Annotated in this window: 15 protein-coding genes and 1 pseudogene; 4 read left to right on the top strand and 12 right to left on the bottom strand. The window is 43.6% G+C overall.

Annotated elements, in window-relative coordinates; translation table 11 throughout:
• Positions 1-173 precede the first annotated feature (173 nt).
• Positions 174-797, top strand: a complete 624-nt coding sequence (locus tag AACQ93_RS09120) for a LysE family translocator (protein ID WP_084419079.1) — start codon at positions 174-176, stop codon at positions 795-797.
• A 449-nt stretch (positions 798-1,246) separates the two neighbouring features.
• Here the strand turns inward: AACQ93_RS09120 and AACQ93_RS09115 are convergent, their stop codons facing one another.
• Positions 1,247-2,800, bottom strand: coding sequence for a carboxypeptidase M32 (locus AACQ93_RS09115; protein WP_064604274.1), 1,554 nt, complete (start codon positions 2,798-2,800; stop codon positions 1,247-1,249).
• A 457-nt stretch (positions 2,801-3,257) separates the two neighbouring features.
• Between AACQ93_RS09115 and AACQ93_RS09110 the strand changes: the two genes are divergently transcribed.
• Positions 3,258-4,427, top strand: a complete 1,170-nt coding sequence (locus tag AACQ93_RS09110) for a D-alanyl-D-alanine carboxypeptidase family protein (protein ID WP_064604271.1) — start codon at positions 3,258-3,260, stop codon at positions 4,425-4,427.
• A gap of 31 nt (positions 4,428-4,458) precedes the next feature.
• On the opposite strand, the gene AACQ93_RS25455 is transcribed toward AACQ93_RS09110, so the two are convergent.
• Both AACQ93_RS25455 and AACQ93_RS25450 read right to left on the bottom strand, forming a co-directional pair.
• Entirely contained in the window at positions 4,459-4,698 is a 240-nt protein-coding gene (locus tag AACQ93_RS25455) for an integrase core domain-containing protein (protein WP_445323157.1), read from the bottom strand.
• Between the two features lie 123 nt (positions 4,699-4,821).
• Positions 4,822-5,109: pseudogene (locus tag AACQ93_RS25450) on the bottom strand (IS3 family transposase); the annotation flags it as partial.
• A gap of 190 nt (positions 5,110-5,299) precedes the next feature.
• On the opposite strand from AACQ93_RS25450, the gene AACQ93_RS09100 reads away from it, so the two are divergent.
• A complete protein-coding gene (locus tag AACQ93_RS09100) occupies positions 5,300-5,692 on the top strand; it encodes a YybH family protein (protein WP_064604268.1) in 393 nt (130 codons plus the stop codon).
• A gap of 73 nt (positions 5,693-5,765) precedes the next feature.
• Here the strand turns inward: AACQ93_RS09100 and AACQ93_RS09095 are convergent, their stop codons facing one another.
• The 3 genes from AACQ93_RS09095 to AACQ93_RS09085 all read right to left on the bottom strand — a co-directional run bounded on the left by AACQ93_RS09095 (position 5,766) and on the right by AACQ93_RS09085 (position 8,826).
• Positions 5,766-6,257 (bottom strand): peptidylprolyl isomerase, encoded by a 492-nt coding sequence (locus AACQ93_RS09095; protein ID WP_064606603.1) that lies wholly within the window; start codon positions 6,255-6,257, stop codon positions 5,766-5,768.
• A gap of 123 nt (positions 6,258-6,380) precedes the next feature.
• On the bottom strand, positions 6,381-7,310 hold the full coding sequence (ttcA, locus tag AACQ93_RS09090) for a tRNA 2-thiocytidine(32) synthetase TtcA (RefSeq protein WP_007470543.1): 930 nt from the start codon (positions 7,308-7,310) through the stop codon (positions 6,381-6,383).
• 358 nt (positions 7,311-7,668) lie between these two features.
• Entirely contained in the window at positions 7,669-8,826 is a 1,158-nt protein-coding gene (locus tag AACQ93_RS09085; protein ID WP_064604265.1) for a M28 family metallopeptidase, read from the bottom strand.
• Between the two features lie 276 nt (positions 8,827-9,102).
• On the opposite strand from AACQ93_RS09085, the gene AACQ93_RS09080 reads away from it, so the two are divergent.
• Positions 9,103-9,423: a hypothetical protein gene (locus tag AACQ93_RS09080; protein WP_064604262.1), complete on the top strand. Its 321-nt coding sequence runs from the start codon at positions 9,103-9,105 to the stop codon at positions 9,421-9,423.
• 65 nt (positions 9,424-9,488) lie between these two features.
• Here AACQ93_RS09080 and uspE read toward each other — a convergent pair whose 3' ends face one another.
• The 6 genes from uspE to AACQ93_RS09050 all read right to left on the bottom strand — a co-directional run bounded on the left by uspE (position 9,489) and on the right by AACQ93_RS09050 (position 15,243).
• Entirely contained in the window at positions 9,489-10,430 is a 942-nt protein-coding gene (gene uspE, locus AACQ93_RS09075) for a universal stress protein UspE (RefSeq protein ID WP_064604259.1), read from the bottom strand.
• Between the two features lie 227 nt (positions 10,431-10,657).
• Positions 10,658-11,413 carry an FNR family transcription factor gene (locus AACQ93_RS09070; protein WP_007467769.1) on the bottom strand — a complete coding sequence of 252 codons (756 nt, stop codon included), beginning with the start codon at positions 11,411-11,413 and terminating at the stop codon, positions 10,658-10,660.
• Between the two features lie 75 nt (positions 11,414-11,488).
• Positions 11,489-12,166, bottom strand: a complete 678-nt coding sequence (locus AACQ93_RS09065) for a sulfite exporter TauE/SafE family protein (protein ID WP_007467771.1) — start codon at positions 12,164-12,166, stop codon at positions 11,489-11,491.
• Positions 12,163-12,369 (bottom strand): cbb3-type cytochrome oxidase assembly protein CcoS, encoded by a 207-nt coding sequence (gene ccoS / locus AACQ93_RS09060; protein WP_064604256.1) that lies wholly within the window; start codon positions 12,367-12,369, stop codon positions 12,163-12,165. The genes AACQ93_RS09065 and ccoS overlap by 4 nt, the downstream gene beginning before the upstream one ends.
• A complete protein-coding gene (locus AACQ93_RS09055) occupies positions 12,362-14,755 on the bottom strand; it encodes a heavy metal translocating P-type ATPase (RefSeq protein ID WP_064604253.1) in 2,394 nt (797 codons plus the stop codon). The genes ccoS and AACQ93_RS09055 overlap by 8 nt, the downstream gene beginning before the upstream one ends.
• The gene (locus AACQ93_RS09050) at positions 14,752-15,243 is read right to left on the bottom strand and encodes a FixH family protein (protein ID WP_064604249.1); all 492 of its coding nucleotides are present in this window, start codon (positions 15,241-15,243) and stop codon (positions 14,752-14,754) included. The genes AACQ93_RS09055 and AACQ93_RS09050 overlap by 4 nt, the downstream gene beginning before the upstream one ends.
• Positions 15,244-15,260: the final 17 nt, after the last annotated feature.

The following is a 15,260-nucleotide window of genomic DNA, read 5'->3' as shown; positions in this document are numbered from 1 at the left end:
ATTGCGTTAACAGTTAAAGGGATGTTTTGCCGCTATCAAATTATGCTCGAGAAAAAATAGAGAGTAGATTTCACTCCTACTGCTATTAATAGCGTTGAGTACGCCCCGTAATCTACCTAACACCATAGCCCAAAAAATAAATGTATAAACATGATTTTTATTAGGATATTAAGATGATAAATCTGGCATTACTTAGTGTTTTTGTACCTACTTTCTTTTTTGTCTCGGTTACTCCTGGTATGTGTATGACCTTAGCGCTCAGTTTAGGTATGAGTATCGGTTATAGACGTACATTATGGATGATGTTGGGTGAAGTTATAGGTGTCGCGATAGTAGCTATTGCGGCCGTACTGGGCATCTCGGCGCTGATGTTAAATTCCCCTTGGTTGTTTATCGCTTTAAAAATCCTTGGAGCTGGTTATTTGTTTTATCTTGGGGTGCAGTTGTGGCTATCACGAGGTAAGTTAGCTTTGAGTCAAGATCAGACAGAAACCAAAGTCGGCGGCAACTGGGAACTGACAATGCAGGGATTTGTTACAGCAATAGCGAATCCCAAAGGCTGGGCTTTCATGGTCTCATTGCTACCTCCATTTATAGAAGGTGACAAGCCAGTGTTTTCTCAACTATTTGTTTTGGTTGGGATCATAATGATATCAGAGTTTGTTAGCATGACTATGTATGCTACTGGTGGAAAAGGGGTGAAACGTCTGCTAAAGCAAACCAAAAATGTACGTTTGATCAATAGGGTCTCGGGTACTCTAATGATGGGGGTTAGCGTTTGGCTGCTCTTTAGCTGATCAAGTTTTGAATAGTTTTATAGTGGGGAAAACTACTCACCTCCTATAAGACTATCTGTTAAAACTAGCGGGTGCGTCTCAAACTTTCCAGCAGTCTATTGGCCTAATCAAATAGGCTTTTATGCATGATAACGTGCTTTATACCTGTGTTTGCTTCAATGAGCTTATCGAATAGTTACGAAGCGCTTAGTTAGCTCACCGCTGGCAACGGTGGTCTTAATTTGGGATACGAAAACGTATCAACAGGCCTGTAGTTGTAAATTGGAATTGTCCAAAAGTGTGTCAGGGAAGGGGCGGGTAATGTAAAGCTTCGAGAAATTCAGTGCTAGTCCCGGCGACATGATAGATAAGTCAGCATGTTAATGCTAAATAAGTGGTTGAAATTATTCAAGACAGGCTGAAAAACGGAGGAGGAAGCAAGGCCGAAACTAATCGGCCTTGCTTTGTGTTTACTTCAGATATCGATTGATAAGGTGCTGCTTGAAGTACTCTGGGTTCAACTTTTCACCAGTCGCATCAATAAGTAGTTGATCTGTTGAAACTGTCGAACCTTTTCTCCAGATATGCTTATGTAGCCAATTGAAGATTGGTTGCAAATTGCGCTGGCGGATCAAGTTTTCTACATTCATTTCTTTGCGCATGGCAGCCATAAATTGCGCTGCATACATTGCACCTAAAGTGTAGCTAGGAAAGTATCCAAAATCGCCAGCACACCAATGGATATCTTGCATACAGCCATTTCTGTAATTATGTGTAGTAGACATTTGACGTTTGCCATCGGTCCAGTGGATGTCCTGCATACAACCATCGGTATGGTTGCATCGTGTTGTCAGGCCAAGGTATTCAGTCATTTTTTTGTCCCAGAGTTCCGGGATGTCTTCAACCTCGATATGACCTTCAACTAAATCACGCTCGATTTCGTACCGTAGAATGATATGGGCAGGGTATGTTACCTCGTCGGCATCAACGCGAATATAATCAGGTGTTACGCGGGTATTAAACAATGCCAGGTTTTCACTGGTTAGTGCTGCATCGTCACGACGGCTGAATGCATCACTCGCCAGTGGAGCTAGGATATCGAGAAAAGCTTTGCTGCGGGAAAGCTGCATTTCAAAGAATAGGCTTTGTGATTCATGAATACCCATGGATCGTGCTTCACCTGCTGGCAGGCCACGCCACTTAGCTGGCAGACCTTGTTCATAACGAGCATGGCCGGTTTCGTGGATTACGCCTAATAATGCTGATGTGAAATCTGCTTCGTCATATCTGGTTGTTATCCGAACGTCAGTCGATACGCCACCGCAAAACGGATGCACACTCACATCCAGTCGACCGTGGTTAAAATCAAAGCCGAGTTTACTCATCACTTCAAGGCTTAGTGATTTTTGCTGTTCAATCGGGAACGGGCCAACCGGGGTGATTACGTCTTCAGTAGCTTGCTTTTCCTGAACCTGTCGGATCAGACTTGGTAGCCAGGACTTTACATCATTAAAAATACTGTCGAGTTGCTTGGTGGTCATGCCCGGTTCATAGATGTCCAGTAGGGCATCATATCGACTCAAGCCAGTTGCTTCTGCTCGAATTTGCGCCTCTTGACGAGACAGTTCAACCACTTCTTTTAAATTCTTGCTGAATGAGTGCCAGTCATTTTCATGGCGTTGGCTGCGCCACGCATGTTCACATTTAGAGCCAGCCAGCGATTGTAATTCAACCAGTTCGGCAGGTAGCAGGGTGTTCATCTGCCATTCCCGCTTCATTTCTTTCAGGCTGACGCGCTGTTCGTTATCGAGTTGCTCTGTTTCTGCTCTTTCGAACCATTCTTTGAGGTGGGGAGCTGTTGCCAGTTCATGTTGCATCACTGCCAGTTCAGCTAATGCTTCAGAACGAGCCTCGTTACCGCCTTCTGGCATCATTGATGCTTGGTCCCAACTGCAAATCGCGTTGAGGTGTGAAAGTTTAGAAAGCTTTCTATGATGTTGTGCTAGTTTTTTGTAGAAATTCATTACCTATCCTTATGCTAACGGATCCCTGGTAGTTATATTCACTGTTTAATTCCTTCGGATAGCATAAAAGGTTTCATCCCATTAACAAATACATGTGACGTAAAAAGACAATTTTACTAGAAAATTCCAGTGTTTAAGTTTTTCACAGCCAAATATATTCGAGAGATAACAATACGCAAATAATTACAAGTGTGCTCAATATGCAAAAGCGTGATAACAAACCTTGAGACGAGTAGCAAAACAGCTGAAAAGTCGAGAGATTTCTGGAAAAAGGCTATATCCATGATAGTGTCTTTAAATATGGCGAAGTGGCTGTTAAATGTTTGGATTCAGCAGGTAACTACGGCGATTTTTGTAACGAAATTTGCATTATCGTAAGACTTCATTAAGGCCACAAGCATAAGAAAAACTCTTCGTTATACTGCTGGTTCCATCAAAGAGGGCTGGTTACTTCATTATGCAAAAGAGTTCTGCTTTACGTGCTTTATTGGCAGGAGCTGCCTTGTTTTCTTTCTCAGCTTTTGCCGCTCCAACTATTATTCCAGATCCGCCTGTTCTCGGTGCCAAAGGCTATGTCCTTATGGATTATCATACCGGTCAGATTCTGGTTGAGAAAAATGCCCATCAAAGACTTAATCCCGCAAGCCTGACAAAGTTGATGACCAGTTATGTTGCCGGTCAAGAGATGAAGAGCGGCAATATTAGCGAAGATGATGTTGTGGTGATTAGCCGTAATGCCTGGGCTAGGAATTTTCCTGATTCGTCCAAAATGTTTATTGAGGTTAATACCGAAGTAAACATGATGGACTTGTATCGAGGCTTGATTGTTCAGTCGGGAAATGATGCCAGCGTGGCAATTGCTGAACACGTAGCTGGCTCAGAGTCAGCTTTTGTCAGTCTGATGAACTCGTGGGCGAAAAAACTCGACATGAAAGACAGTTCGTTTGCTAACGCACATGGTTTGGATAATAACTCTCTCTATTCAACACCTTATGATATTGCTCTACTAGGTAAAGCACTGATAAGGGATTTACCGGATATTTATTCTTTATATAAAGAACGCTCCTTTACGTATAACAATATCACCCAACGAAATCGAAACGGTTTGCTGGCAGACAGGAGCTTAAACGTTGACGGCATGAAAACCGGTTATACCAGCGGTGCCGGATATAGCTTAGCCAGTTCAGCAACACAAGGAGACATGCGATTAATTTCGGTTGTAATGGGAGCCTCCAGTACAAAAAGTAGGGAATCTGAAAGTAAACAACTGCTAAATTATGGTTTCCGTTTTTATCAGACAGTGTCTCCACATCAAAAAGGTGAAGAAGTACTGGAAGAGCGTATATGGATGGGTAATACAGACAGTATCGCGCTAGGTACACAAGATGCCTCTTATGTGACATTGTCACGCAACGATATAAAGAAAATGACGGCCAGCGTTGAACTTGAGAGTGAGCTGATGGCGCCTGTAAGTCAGGGGGATGTCGTCGGTAAGATAATTTATCAGGTTGATGGCAATGAGATTGCCAGCGTTCCTTTGGTTGCATTGGAAAACGTGCAGGAAGGGGGAGTCTTCAGCAGATTGATAGATTACATCAAGTTGTTCTTCATCGGTTTATTTAAGTAAATGTCTAGTCCTAAAATAGGTTGACGCTTTTTTATGAAGCCAGTAGGAAATCCCTGCTGGCTTTTTCATGCACTTCACTCGGGGTTTTCATTCCCAAGCTCATATGCGGCCTTAAGTCGTTATATATTGATATCGACTCTTTCACTAACTCCATGAGCTCCTTCATCGTATTGCATTGATAGAGCAGGAACTCATTCTTTAGTATCCCGTTAACCCGTTCTGCAAGGGCGTTTTGATAACAGTCATAACCATCCGTCATTGAAGGGGTCATGCCGTTGGCATTTAACTTTTCCTTGTTCTTTGGCAAGCCAGAGCGTTCGGCTAAGTACTTTTTTTCTAAATCTATGCCATGTTCTTTCTTAAGAATTTCCACCATATCGCCATAAATCATGTTCTTCATTTCGGCGTTGGCGAGGGCTTTTTCAAGTCGCTTAATTTTTTGCGCTGGCGTTTCTTTGGATTTCGACATAGAAGGAAAGTGCTCAATGGGTTTCGACCAATCCAACTTACCATGCTTTCTCAGCCAGACAAGAACTGTACTTCGCCCTTGGATGCCATAGCACGTTTGAGCTTGTTTGTATGTCATCTCGCCTTTTTCAACTTGGGCTACGACAGCCAATTTAAAGCCCATTGTGTAATCTCGCTGGGTGCGCTTTTTTGTTGAGTTACTTGAAGAATTCATAGATAAGTCTCCAAAGTGTCAACTTATCTCAGGACGGGACAAAATCATAACCAAAAAAAGAGCCGCATTATGCGGCTCTTTTTTTGGTACACATCTGCATCTATGGTAAGTCGACCTATATCTTTGAACTACAATTCGTATTGTTTCGAGTGATTTATCATTAATAAAAAATATGGAGCTCAGACGGTATATGACTGATTCAGTAGATGTTTATGATGCTATTGTGGCCGCAGATAATGTATTTATGACAAAGTTCAGTCAGGGTGACGCTCGGGGAGTTGCTGAGCTCTACACGGAAAAAGGCCAATTCCTGCCACCTAACGGGGATTTTGTTGTTGGCAGAGAAGCTATTAAGGAAACGTTTCAAGCATTTATGGATATGGGTATAAAAGTAATTAAGCTTGAGACGCTAGAAGTTGAGGGATATGGTGATACAGCGACAGAAGTTGGTAAGTACATTCTTGAAGATGAAGGCGGTCAAGTGTTAGACGAGGGTAAGTTCATGGTTATTTGGAAACAAGAAGCCGGCCAATGGAAACTTCATCGCGACATGATTAATAGCAGTGTACCAGCTAAAGAGTAATGAGTTTCAAATAATCTAAATGAGCTGAATACAGCTATGAGTGCCACTAAAAGTAGTGGCACAACACATCGCACTATTTAATGGTTACTTTTTCTATCATGATGGCTTCACAAGGTACGTCATCATGACCGAATTTAGACGTTGTTTTCACTTTAGCAATGGCATTCACAACATCCATTCCAGCAATGACTTTACCAAAAACGGCATAGCCCCAGCCCATGTTGGTAGTTGCGGTATGATCAAGGAAGTCATTATCATCTAAGTTGATGAAAAATTGCGCCGTCGCTGAATGAGGGGCATCAGTCCGCGCCATTGCGATTGTGCCGACTACGTTTTTCAGCCCACGATTGGCTTCATTGACAATAGGTGCTCGTGTCGGCTTTTCTTCCATGTCTGCGGTATGACCACCGCCTTGAATCATAAAGCCGTTGATAACGCGGTGGAAAATAGTTCCTTCATAGAAACCATCCTGACAATACGTCAAGAAATTTTTAGAGCTGACAGGTGCTTTATCCTTGTTCAGTTCGATCTCGATATCGCCCAAGTTAGTGGTGAAAATAATCATCTGTTTTGTCACTTTATTGGCATGTGAAGCAGGAAATAAATCAGTTGTATACAACGACCATCATTTACATTCAAATTAAAAAGAGCCGCATTGTGCGGCTCTTTTACGTTTCAAATGAGATGCTTAGTTTACTTGCACAACGTTAAGTTGTTCACCTGGATCAAACTCTGCAACATCTTCAGAAGAAACTGGTGCAGTAGGGATCTCTTGCTTATCAAATGCGATGTCACCGCCATCGATAGCGCCTGAATCTTTGTTGATGCTCTTAAAGTCGAATAGATCGAAGTCAGCAAGGTGAGACGGAACGACGTTTTGCATTGCAGTAAACATTGTTTCGATACGACCCGGGTAACGCTTATCCCATTCACGCAGCATTTCTTTGATAACCTGACGCTGAAGGTTAGGCTGAGAGCCACACAGGTTACATGGGATGATAGGGAAGTTTTTCATCTCGCTGAAGCGTTCAATATCTTTCTCTCGGCAGTAAGCCAGAGGACGGATAACAACGTGCTCGCCGTTATCAGAAACCAGCTTAGGTGGCATGCCTTTCATTTTGCCGCCGTAGAACATATTCAGGAACAGTGTTTCCAGCATGTCGTCACGGTGGTGGCCAAGCGCGATTTTAGTTGCGCCGATTTCTTTCGCAGTACGATACAGAATACCGCGACGAAGGCGAGAACACAGCGAGCAGGTTGTTTTACCTTCAGGGATTTTCTCTTTAACGATAGAGTAAGTATCTTCGTTAACGATTTTGTACTCGATACCCAGAGACTCAAGGTACTCAGGAAGCACGTGCTCAGGGAAACCTGGCTGCTTCTGGTCAAGGTTTACAGCAATCAGCTCAAAGTTAACAGGCGCACTGCGCTGCAAGCTGCACAGAATCTCCAGCATGGTGTAGCTATCTTTACCGCCTGACAAGCAAACCATGATACGGTCGCCATCTTCGATCATGTTGAAATCGGCAATGGCGTTACCTACGTTACGGCGTAGTTTTTTCTGCAGCTTATTAAAGTTGTATTGCTGAGCCTTGGTTAGCTCTTGAGTTTCGCTCATTCTCAGTCTCTCTTTGAAAAATGGGATACGACTACATTGATTGATACGGATTTCTTGAAATACTCCGCTTTTTCTACTTTTGCAGTCCCATTTGTTCAGGAAAAGTTGTTGCTTCCTCTGTCGGCGTGCACCGGCAGAAAGTTCGTGGCGTGTAATGATACGGATTCCGGCGCGGGATGCCAGCATGTTTTACACAATTGTTTATTACTGAGCCATTTAAGGGAAGTAAAATAGTCAATTATGAGCATTAGCCTGGCTATATTAATTTTCAATTAACTGATTAGCTGGGTAGATAGGAGAAAAGTAACATAAACGAAAACCCCATTCGGGGTTTTCGTTGGACATGATTTTTAAGAAATTATTCTGCGTTAAAGTATTTCGCATTGGTTAGCAACTCAATCATTACGTTAACGTTATTGCTGAGTTGCTGTTCAACACGACCAGGGAACATTTCATCCAGTTTGTCCAGGCGGTCAAACTCAGTGTGCCAGATTTTACCCCATTTGGTTTCATTATCACGATCGCATGCGGTATGTGTTTCTTTATCAAAACAGTCCCAAGTATCAGGATGTGTTGATTGTGAATAGCCATCGTAACCGTATTCACCGTTGATTTTATAGTTCGTTGATTCAACGTTGGCTATTGGAATGCCAGCACAAGCAAAACCAGCATGATCTGACCACGAGCCTGTTTCCCCCTTTGGATAATCAACGTTTCCTTCAGAATTAAGCACTTCCGGGTGAATGTTGAACGCATTATCTTTTCCTAATACATCAATAGAGGCCTGTAGGACGGTATTGCGAAATGTCGGATCTGAATTGTAAGTAGCTTCAGTCAAATTTATTCGTTCACAAGTACTTTTAAAATGATGAGCGTAATCTGAGTGCGCAGAATGGACATAAACATAGTCACCGCCGCTTATTGTATCTTCATTCAGTACTGCAAACACCTTAGCAAGTTCGCCATCATCATAAGCTTGTTTTACATAGTGAAGGGAGCCATTGACACCGTTTTCTTCAGCACCGACAAAAACGAAACGAACATTGTATGGAATCTCGATTTCTTTGAGTTTTTCAGCAATCGCTATTAATGCAACAACACCTGATCCGTTGTCGGTTGCACCTAGAGAACCTTTTGTTGAGCCTGTAGAGTCATAGTGAGCTGTCAGCAGAATGGTTTTATCTGTTTTTCCTTTTTTTTCGATAATGTAGTTATTCGAGTATTCTGGTTCAGTTTTTCCTCGCGGAGTGTAGCTAAAAGGTTGAACAAAAACATCATATCCCAAACCAGCTACTTTATCGTAAATCCAGTTACCAGCTTGTATTTCTCGCTGTGTGGTTGTCTGACGATGACCAATTCCTTGAGTGCTATCAGAGATTTCAACCAAATAATCCATGGCTTTTTTACCATAATCAATATTGGATAGTGATTTGGTTTGGCTGTCCGAATCATTGCACCCAGACATTCCCATAACGACAGCAAGAGCAATAGTAGAAATAAAAACTGCTTTTTTCATAAGGATACCTCCAGTAAATATTCTGTATTGGTATTTATTTTTGGCATTATCAGCTATTTATGAATGCTTTTTATGTGATCGGTTTCATTTGGGGTTGATTATTTGGAATATTTTGTTTGATGATGTGAGGTAGGACCACTTATTGATATGATAATTGGTAAATCTTTGGAATATTTTCTGACTAAGCGACTTAAATTTGCTTTGATTATTTAAATGAACACTGTTTATAAGCTATAATTCAAGGGTTTATTATTTCGTATTAGATAAGGGTATAACATGGCGTTCTCTGGTTGGACTAAGGCGTTGGCACTGGGGTTGGTGACGGCGTCACTTGTTGGTTGTTCTGCAAATCAATCGAGAAGCCTTGGAATGCGCAGTAGTACGGTGAAATCTTCTCCGCAGCGTATGTCTAATGTAGAGCTGTGTGAAACATACCTTTATGGTCGCAAGGCAAAACACTCCCGCTTTGCTATTTCCAGTGAGTATCGCCGCCGCGGTCTGAGCAAAAGTTATTGTTCCAAAGCTAATGATGAATACTATTTGGCGACAATGGTAAAGAAACTGGTAAAAGCAGAAGAGAAGAAAAGCAAGAAGTGAAGCTAGCTGGTAATAATTAAGTTTATAAAAAAGCCTCCGTATGGAGGCTTTTTTGCATCAATTTATTATTTGAGCTGAGGGCTGAGTGGGCTGACATAGCCTTCCGGTTTAAGCGCTAGCAAATCACAGTTCAGGCTGTCGATAGTATGTTCGGCTGTGTTACCGATGAAAACAGCTGACAAGCCGGTTCGGCCAGTTGTACCAAGAATCACAAGTTCAGCATCAAGCTCTTCAGCTACTTGCGGAATCACATCTTCAGGTAAGCCTTCAATAACATGGGTTTGTTCTTCAGGTAAGCCATGTTTATGACGAAGTGCTTTCATTGAGGTGAGGTGATGGCCTCGAACGGCATCTGTGTATGACGCCGGATCAAATTCAGGGAGTTCAATCGTAATGTTAACAGGTGTTGCCGGATAGGCATTGACCAGATTTACTTCGGCTTCCAGTGCTTCACCAATCGCAAGTGCTTCCGACACAATAGCATCATTCAGTTGATCATGAGTTTCACTATCTGCGGCTAAATTAACGCAAGCAATGATCTTACCGTTTTCAGGCCATTTATGTTCTTTCACCATTAGAACCGGGCAAGGGCATTTACGTAGCAAATGCCAGTCGGTTGGGGTGAAGATGACAGAGCCGATTTTGTCATGATCATGAGTGGCTTTAACAACCAGGTCATGATCATTGGCAAACACTTCAGCTATTACTGCCTCATAAGGGCGGTTGTGCCATACAACAGTAATCTCAATGTTTAGCCCTTCATCGGTATAGGGGCGAATTATATCTTTTAGCCATTCTTCTCTTTGCATAATGACGCCACGACGCATTGCCTGACGCTCATCGGCAGACAGCATTGATGTCATTTCATAAGAAAAGTCATAGATAGCGAGGAACAGGGTGATTTTCACATCCAGTGAATGTTGGACAAGATGTACAGCGCGAGACAATGCTGGCTGATTATCCTGGGCCGGATCGGCAACAACGAGAATATTATTGTACTTGGTCATAGCAGCCCCCTTACACAAATGTGTTGGCATCAACACCAGTCTCTGAATCCTTCAATTGTAGGTTTATATCTATAGCACCAATACCATTTTTCGCTGATAGATAAATCAGATTGGTATATTAACTGTAACGTATATGGGCAATTATAGGGAGCAGTGAGGGGGGATTAATATAAAAAAAGTGATACGGCTCATAGCTCGTATCACTTTCTTTGTAATAGAGAAATCAATTAGGAGGCGTTGTTTTTGCTTACACCGGCAAGGCGGGCCAGCTCTTCATGATCCAGAATAGTAATGTACTTACCTTTAACGCTCAGCATTTCAGATTTCTGGAAACGGCCAAGTAGGCGGCTGATGGTTTCAACAGTCAAACCAAGGTAGTTACCGATGTCACCACGTGTCATAGTCAGGCGGAATTCACGAGGGGAGAAGCCACGCTGAGAGAAACGCAGAGACAAGTTATATAGGAAAGCAGCCAGGCGCTCTTCTGCATTCTTCTTTGAAAGAAGCAGGATCATTTCCTGATCGCCTTTGATTTCGTTACTCATCAAACGCATGATTTGCTGACGTAGCTTCGGCATTTTACCGGACAGGTCATCAAGAATTTCAAATGGGATTTCACATACCATTGAAGTTTCAAGCGATTGAGCAAAACTTGGGTGCACCATCTCATTAATAGCATCGAAACCTACAAGGTCACCAGCCAGGTGGAAAGCTGTAATTTGCTCGTCACCTTGTTCTGTGATGGTGTAACTTTTGATTGTGCCGGAACGAATCGCGTACAGCGACTTTAGTTCATCACCAGCTTTGAAAAGCTCCTGTCCTTTCTGGATGGGCTTTTTCCGTTCAATAATTTGATCTAGTTGATCGAGCTCAGACTCATTTAACGTAAATGGAATACACAACTGACTAATACTGCAATCCTGACAGTGGATAGCACACCCACCTGACTGGATACGTTTGGTTGTAATTTTGTCTGAAATCATAAGCCTGTCTAACCAATTTGATGTAGGTCAATATTTTAACATATTATGAAGCAATATGACGAGTATTAAAAAAGCCTACAATAGCTGTTTGATTGCGATGTAACCAGTGTGAAGCCCATATGCTAATAACATCAACGCACTGGCGCGTTTAAAGTAGAGGCTCTTGAGCAAATTTTGTAGCTGTTGAGCCATCGAACCGACCAAAATCATTGCCGGAAGTGTTCCTAAACCGAAGGCAAACATAACTCCGGCACCTGAAATTGCACTTCCTGAAGCAGCTGCCCAACTTAGTGTTGAGTACACTAAACCACATGGTAGCCACCCCCAGAGAATCCCGAACGGCAGTGCCGCAAACGGGGATTTCAAAGGTAAAAACGACTTAGCTGTCGGCGAAATATAGCGCCATAAAAACTGACCGGCTTGTTCAATTTTTGTAATGCCCAACCACCACTGGCCGATGTAAAGAGCCAGTAAAATCATCATGATAGCTGCAAATAAGCGCAGAGATATCAATGCTGAAGAGTAGCCGCTTAATGATGCAATACCAGCAAAAGCCCCACCGATAATAGCTCCGGCGACAGAGTAGGATACAAGGCGGCCGGCATTATAGCAGAATAAGTAAGGCCAGCGACCGGAATGTTGCTGACCTGGCATGCCGAGTGTCAATGCTGCCGCAACGCCGCCACACATCCCAAGGCAATGTCCGGCTCCCATTAACCCAATCATGAACGCGGCATATAAATCTATGTTCATTTCGCGTTATCACTTTTAGTTTCATGATTAGACTGAGATTTTTTCTGTTTCTCCGGCTTTTGGTCATCTTCGTCAAACAGGATCTCATACCCCTGTCGCTCGAGATCTTCAAACTGCTCATTCCGGACAGCCCAGAGAAAAATGCCGACAGCGATGCATACAAAAACGATCGCAATTGGTATTAACAAGTAAAGACTAGCCATTTTCTCTTAATAACCTTAAAGAATTTGATACAACTATGATTGAGCTGGCAGACATACCGACAACGGCGATATAAGGAGCAACAAAACCTGCAACAGCCAATGGTAAAATGACCAGGTTATAGCCCAACGCCCATGCCAGGTTCTCTCTAATAATTCTGCGGGTTTTCAATGCCAGTTCACGCGCACGCAGAATCCGAGCAAGTTGATCACCAAGCAGTACCATATCTGCGGAAGATTTCGCAACATCAGTACCGCCACCCATGGCGACAGAAAGGTGAGCACCGGCAAGAACAGGAGCATCATTAACACCGTCACCAATCATCAGGGCGATGTTGTCGTCACCCAGGCTTCGCAGATACTCCAGCTTACCTTCAGGAGTTGCCCCGGCAATAAGGTTATCGACTTTTAACTTATCAGCTACAAGCTGTGCATTAGCTGAATGGTCTCCGGTTAGCATGGTTACTTTAATACCGGATGCTTGGAACTTTTCGATCAGCTCTTTACTGTCATCACGGACAGGGTCTTCCAGTTTAAAGCCGGCAACCAGTTCGCCGTCACGACTTAACCAAACCTGAAACTGATTGTCACACTGTTCGAGAGTGATGTCTTTTTCCGGATTGTTTTCCAGAACAAACGCTGCCTGACCAATTCGCCATTCACTACCATTTAGTTTGCCTTTCAACCCTCGGCCTATGACATTCTCAACGTCATCAAACACCACATCGGAATTTCGGAAAGCAGTAAATGCTTTTGCGATAGGGTGATTAGCAAACCTTTCAAGCTCGGCTGCATAAGCTAATACGTCAGTTTTTGATATGTCACAGTGTAACCTGGTGTCAACCAAGCGGATATTCCCTTCAGTCAGGGTTCCGGTTTTATCGATAATCAGTTGGTTAATTTTGCACAAAGTTTCGAGCACATGGCCGCGACGTAGCAAAATACCTAATCGACCTAGGCTTGATGTTGAACAAGTAATGGCTGTCGGCGTAGCCAGAGAAAGAGCACAAGGGCAGGTCGCAACCAACACCGCCAGAGTGATCCATAGTGCATTTTCCGGTTGTTGTTGATGCCAGTAAAGCCATGTGCCAGCTGCAATCACTAAAATTGCGCCAACAAAGTAACGAGCTACAACATCAGCCAGTTCGGCAACTTTTGGTTTAGAGGATTGAGCTTCATCCTGAAGGCGAACGATATTAGAGATCAGTGAGTTTTGCCTTTCTTTTATTACTCTGAGGGTAATATTGCCTTCGCCGTTAATTGTACCGGCATATGCCAGATCACCTTGTGTCCTCGGTACAGGCATTGGTTCCCCGGTTAGCATGGATTCATCAATAACCGTCTCACCCCGCAGGATTTCTCCGTCAGCGGGCATGCTTTCACCTGGCAGAACCGTAATCACATCACCGACTTTTAATGTTTTCGCGGCGATCTGTGAACCATCTTCGAGCGTTGCCATTGTCGGAACCAGCTTCAGCAGGTTGGCACTGGCAGCAGCTGCTTGTCGACGTGCCCGCATTTCAAGAAAGCGCCCGAGTAATAAGAAGAAGGTAAACATCGAAACAGATTCGAAGAACACTTCACCTTGTTCTGTGACTGTTGCGTAGAAGCTGGCGATATAAGCAAAGAGCAGGGCAATAGAGACCGGCACGTCCATACCCAGGGTTCGGGCCCGCAAATTTCGCCAGGCATTCAAGTAAAAAGGCAGAGCGGAATAGAGCAGTACAGGCGTAGCAAAAATCAGGCTGACCCAACGAAGGTAATTTTTAAACTCAGTATCTAAGTCGCCAAAGATTTCAAAATAAAGAGCCACAGCCAGCATCATTACCTGCATGGTCGCCAGTCCAGCAATGCCGAGGCGATACAGGTAGGTTTTCATGGTGCGATGATATTGCTGCTCCTGTGCATCTGCTTCAAAAGGTGCTGCTTTGTAACCGAGTTGATGAATAACAGAAAGAAGGTGGCTCAGTTTAGCTGTTTCAGGATCCCAGTTCAGTAAAGCACGGTGAGTAGTGGTATTTACCCGGATAGAAACAACGCCCGGCTCGCGCATTAATTGTTTTTCAATCAGCCATGCACAGGCGGCGCAGGAAACTCCGTCTAAAGAAAGAGAGACTTCTTTACTGTTTTCGGTATCACGAACAAATTCCTGCTGGATTTCTTCATGATCATAAAGAAGAAGCGATTGAAGTTGCTGCGGCACAAGATCGGCTTTTTCCGCAGGTGCAGTTCGGTATTCATAATAAGAGGTCAGGCCGCTATCCACGATAGTTTGGGCGACCGCTTCACAACCCGGGCAGCACATCTCGCGCATTTCACCCAGGATTTCAACCTGAAGGTGGCAATCACTGGGAACAGGATCGCCACAGTGGTAACAGTTTTTTGTCATTCCTTAACCTGCCCGTACAACGCAATCGGGTCGGATGTTGGCAAGCTAACGCGTCCTTGCAACATCCAGTCACCATCAAATGGCTCAAGCTCAACAAACCATGGTCCTTCCAGTTCTTCCGGGGATTGGAAACGGTAGGTGCCTTTTAAATCAGCGCTGACCATTTGAGTAAAATCTTTATCGGATAGAGTCCGGTGGGTAAAAGTGACTCGCAGGTTAGGGTAACTATTGAGGTCACCTTTATTGAAATTCACGACGACGACTTTGTCGGCGACGCTGACAGAAGCTTTCAAATTAAGTGCGTCGGCCACACGAAGGCGAGAAAGGTCCAGGTTAATGGCTTTGCCTTTCTTGTAATAGTCCTCTGCAACAAGGTCGACCTGGTTTTGAGAAAAGATATAGACGGCAGTCAGGCTATAGAAAATCGAAATTGCAGGAATGGCAAAAACGAACCAAGGCCAGAACTGCTTATACCATGGTCTACGCATAATGTTTTCCTTTGACG

The organism is Photobacterium sp. J15 (assembly GCF_963870815.1).
GTDB classification, from domain to species: Bacteria; Pseudomonadota; Gammaproteobacteria; order Enterobacterales; family Vibrionaceae; genus Photobacterium; species Photobacterium marinum.
The sequence above is the reverse complement of the archived record's forward strand: the minus strand, read 5'-3'. Positions and strand labels throughout refer to the sequence as shown.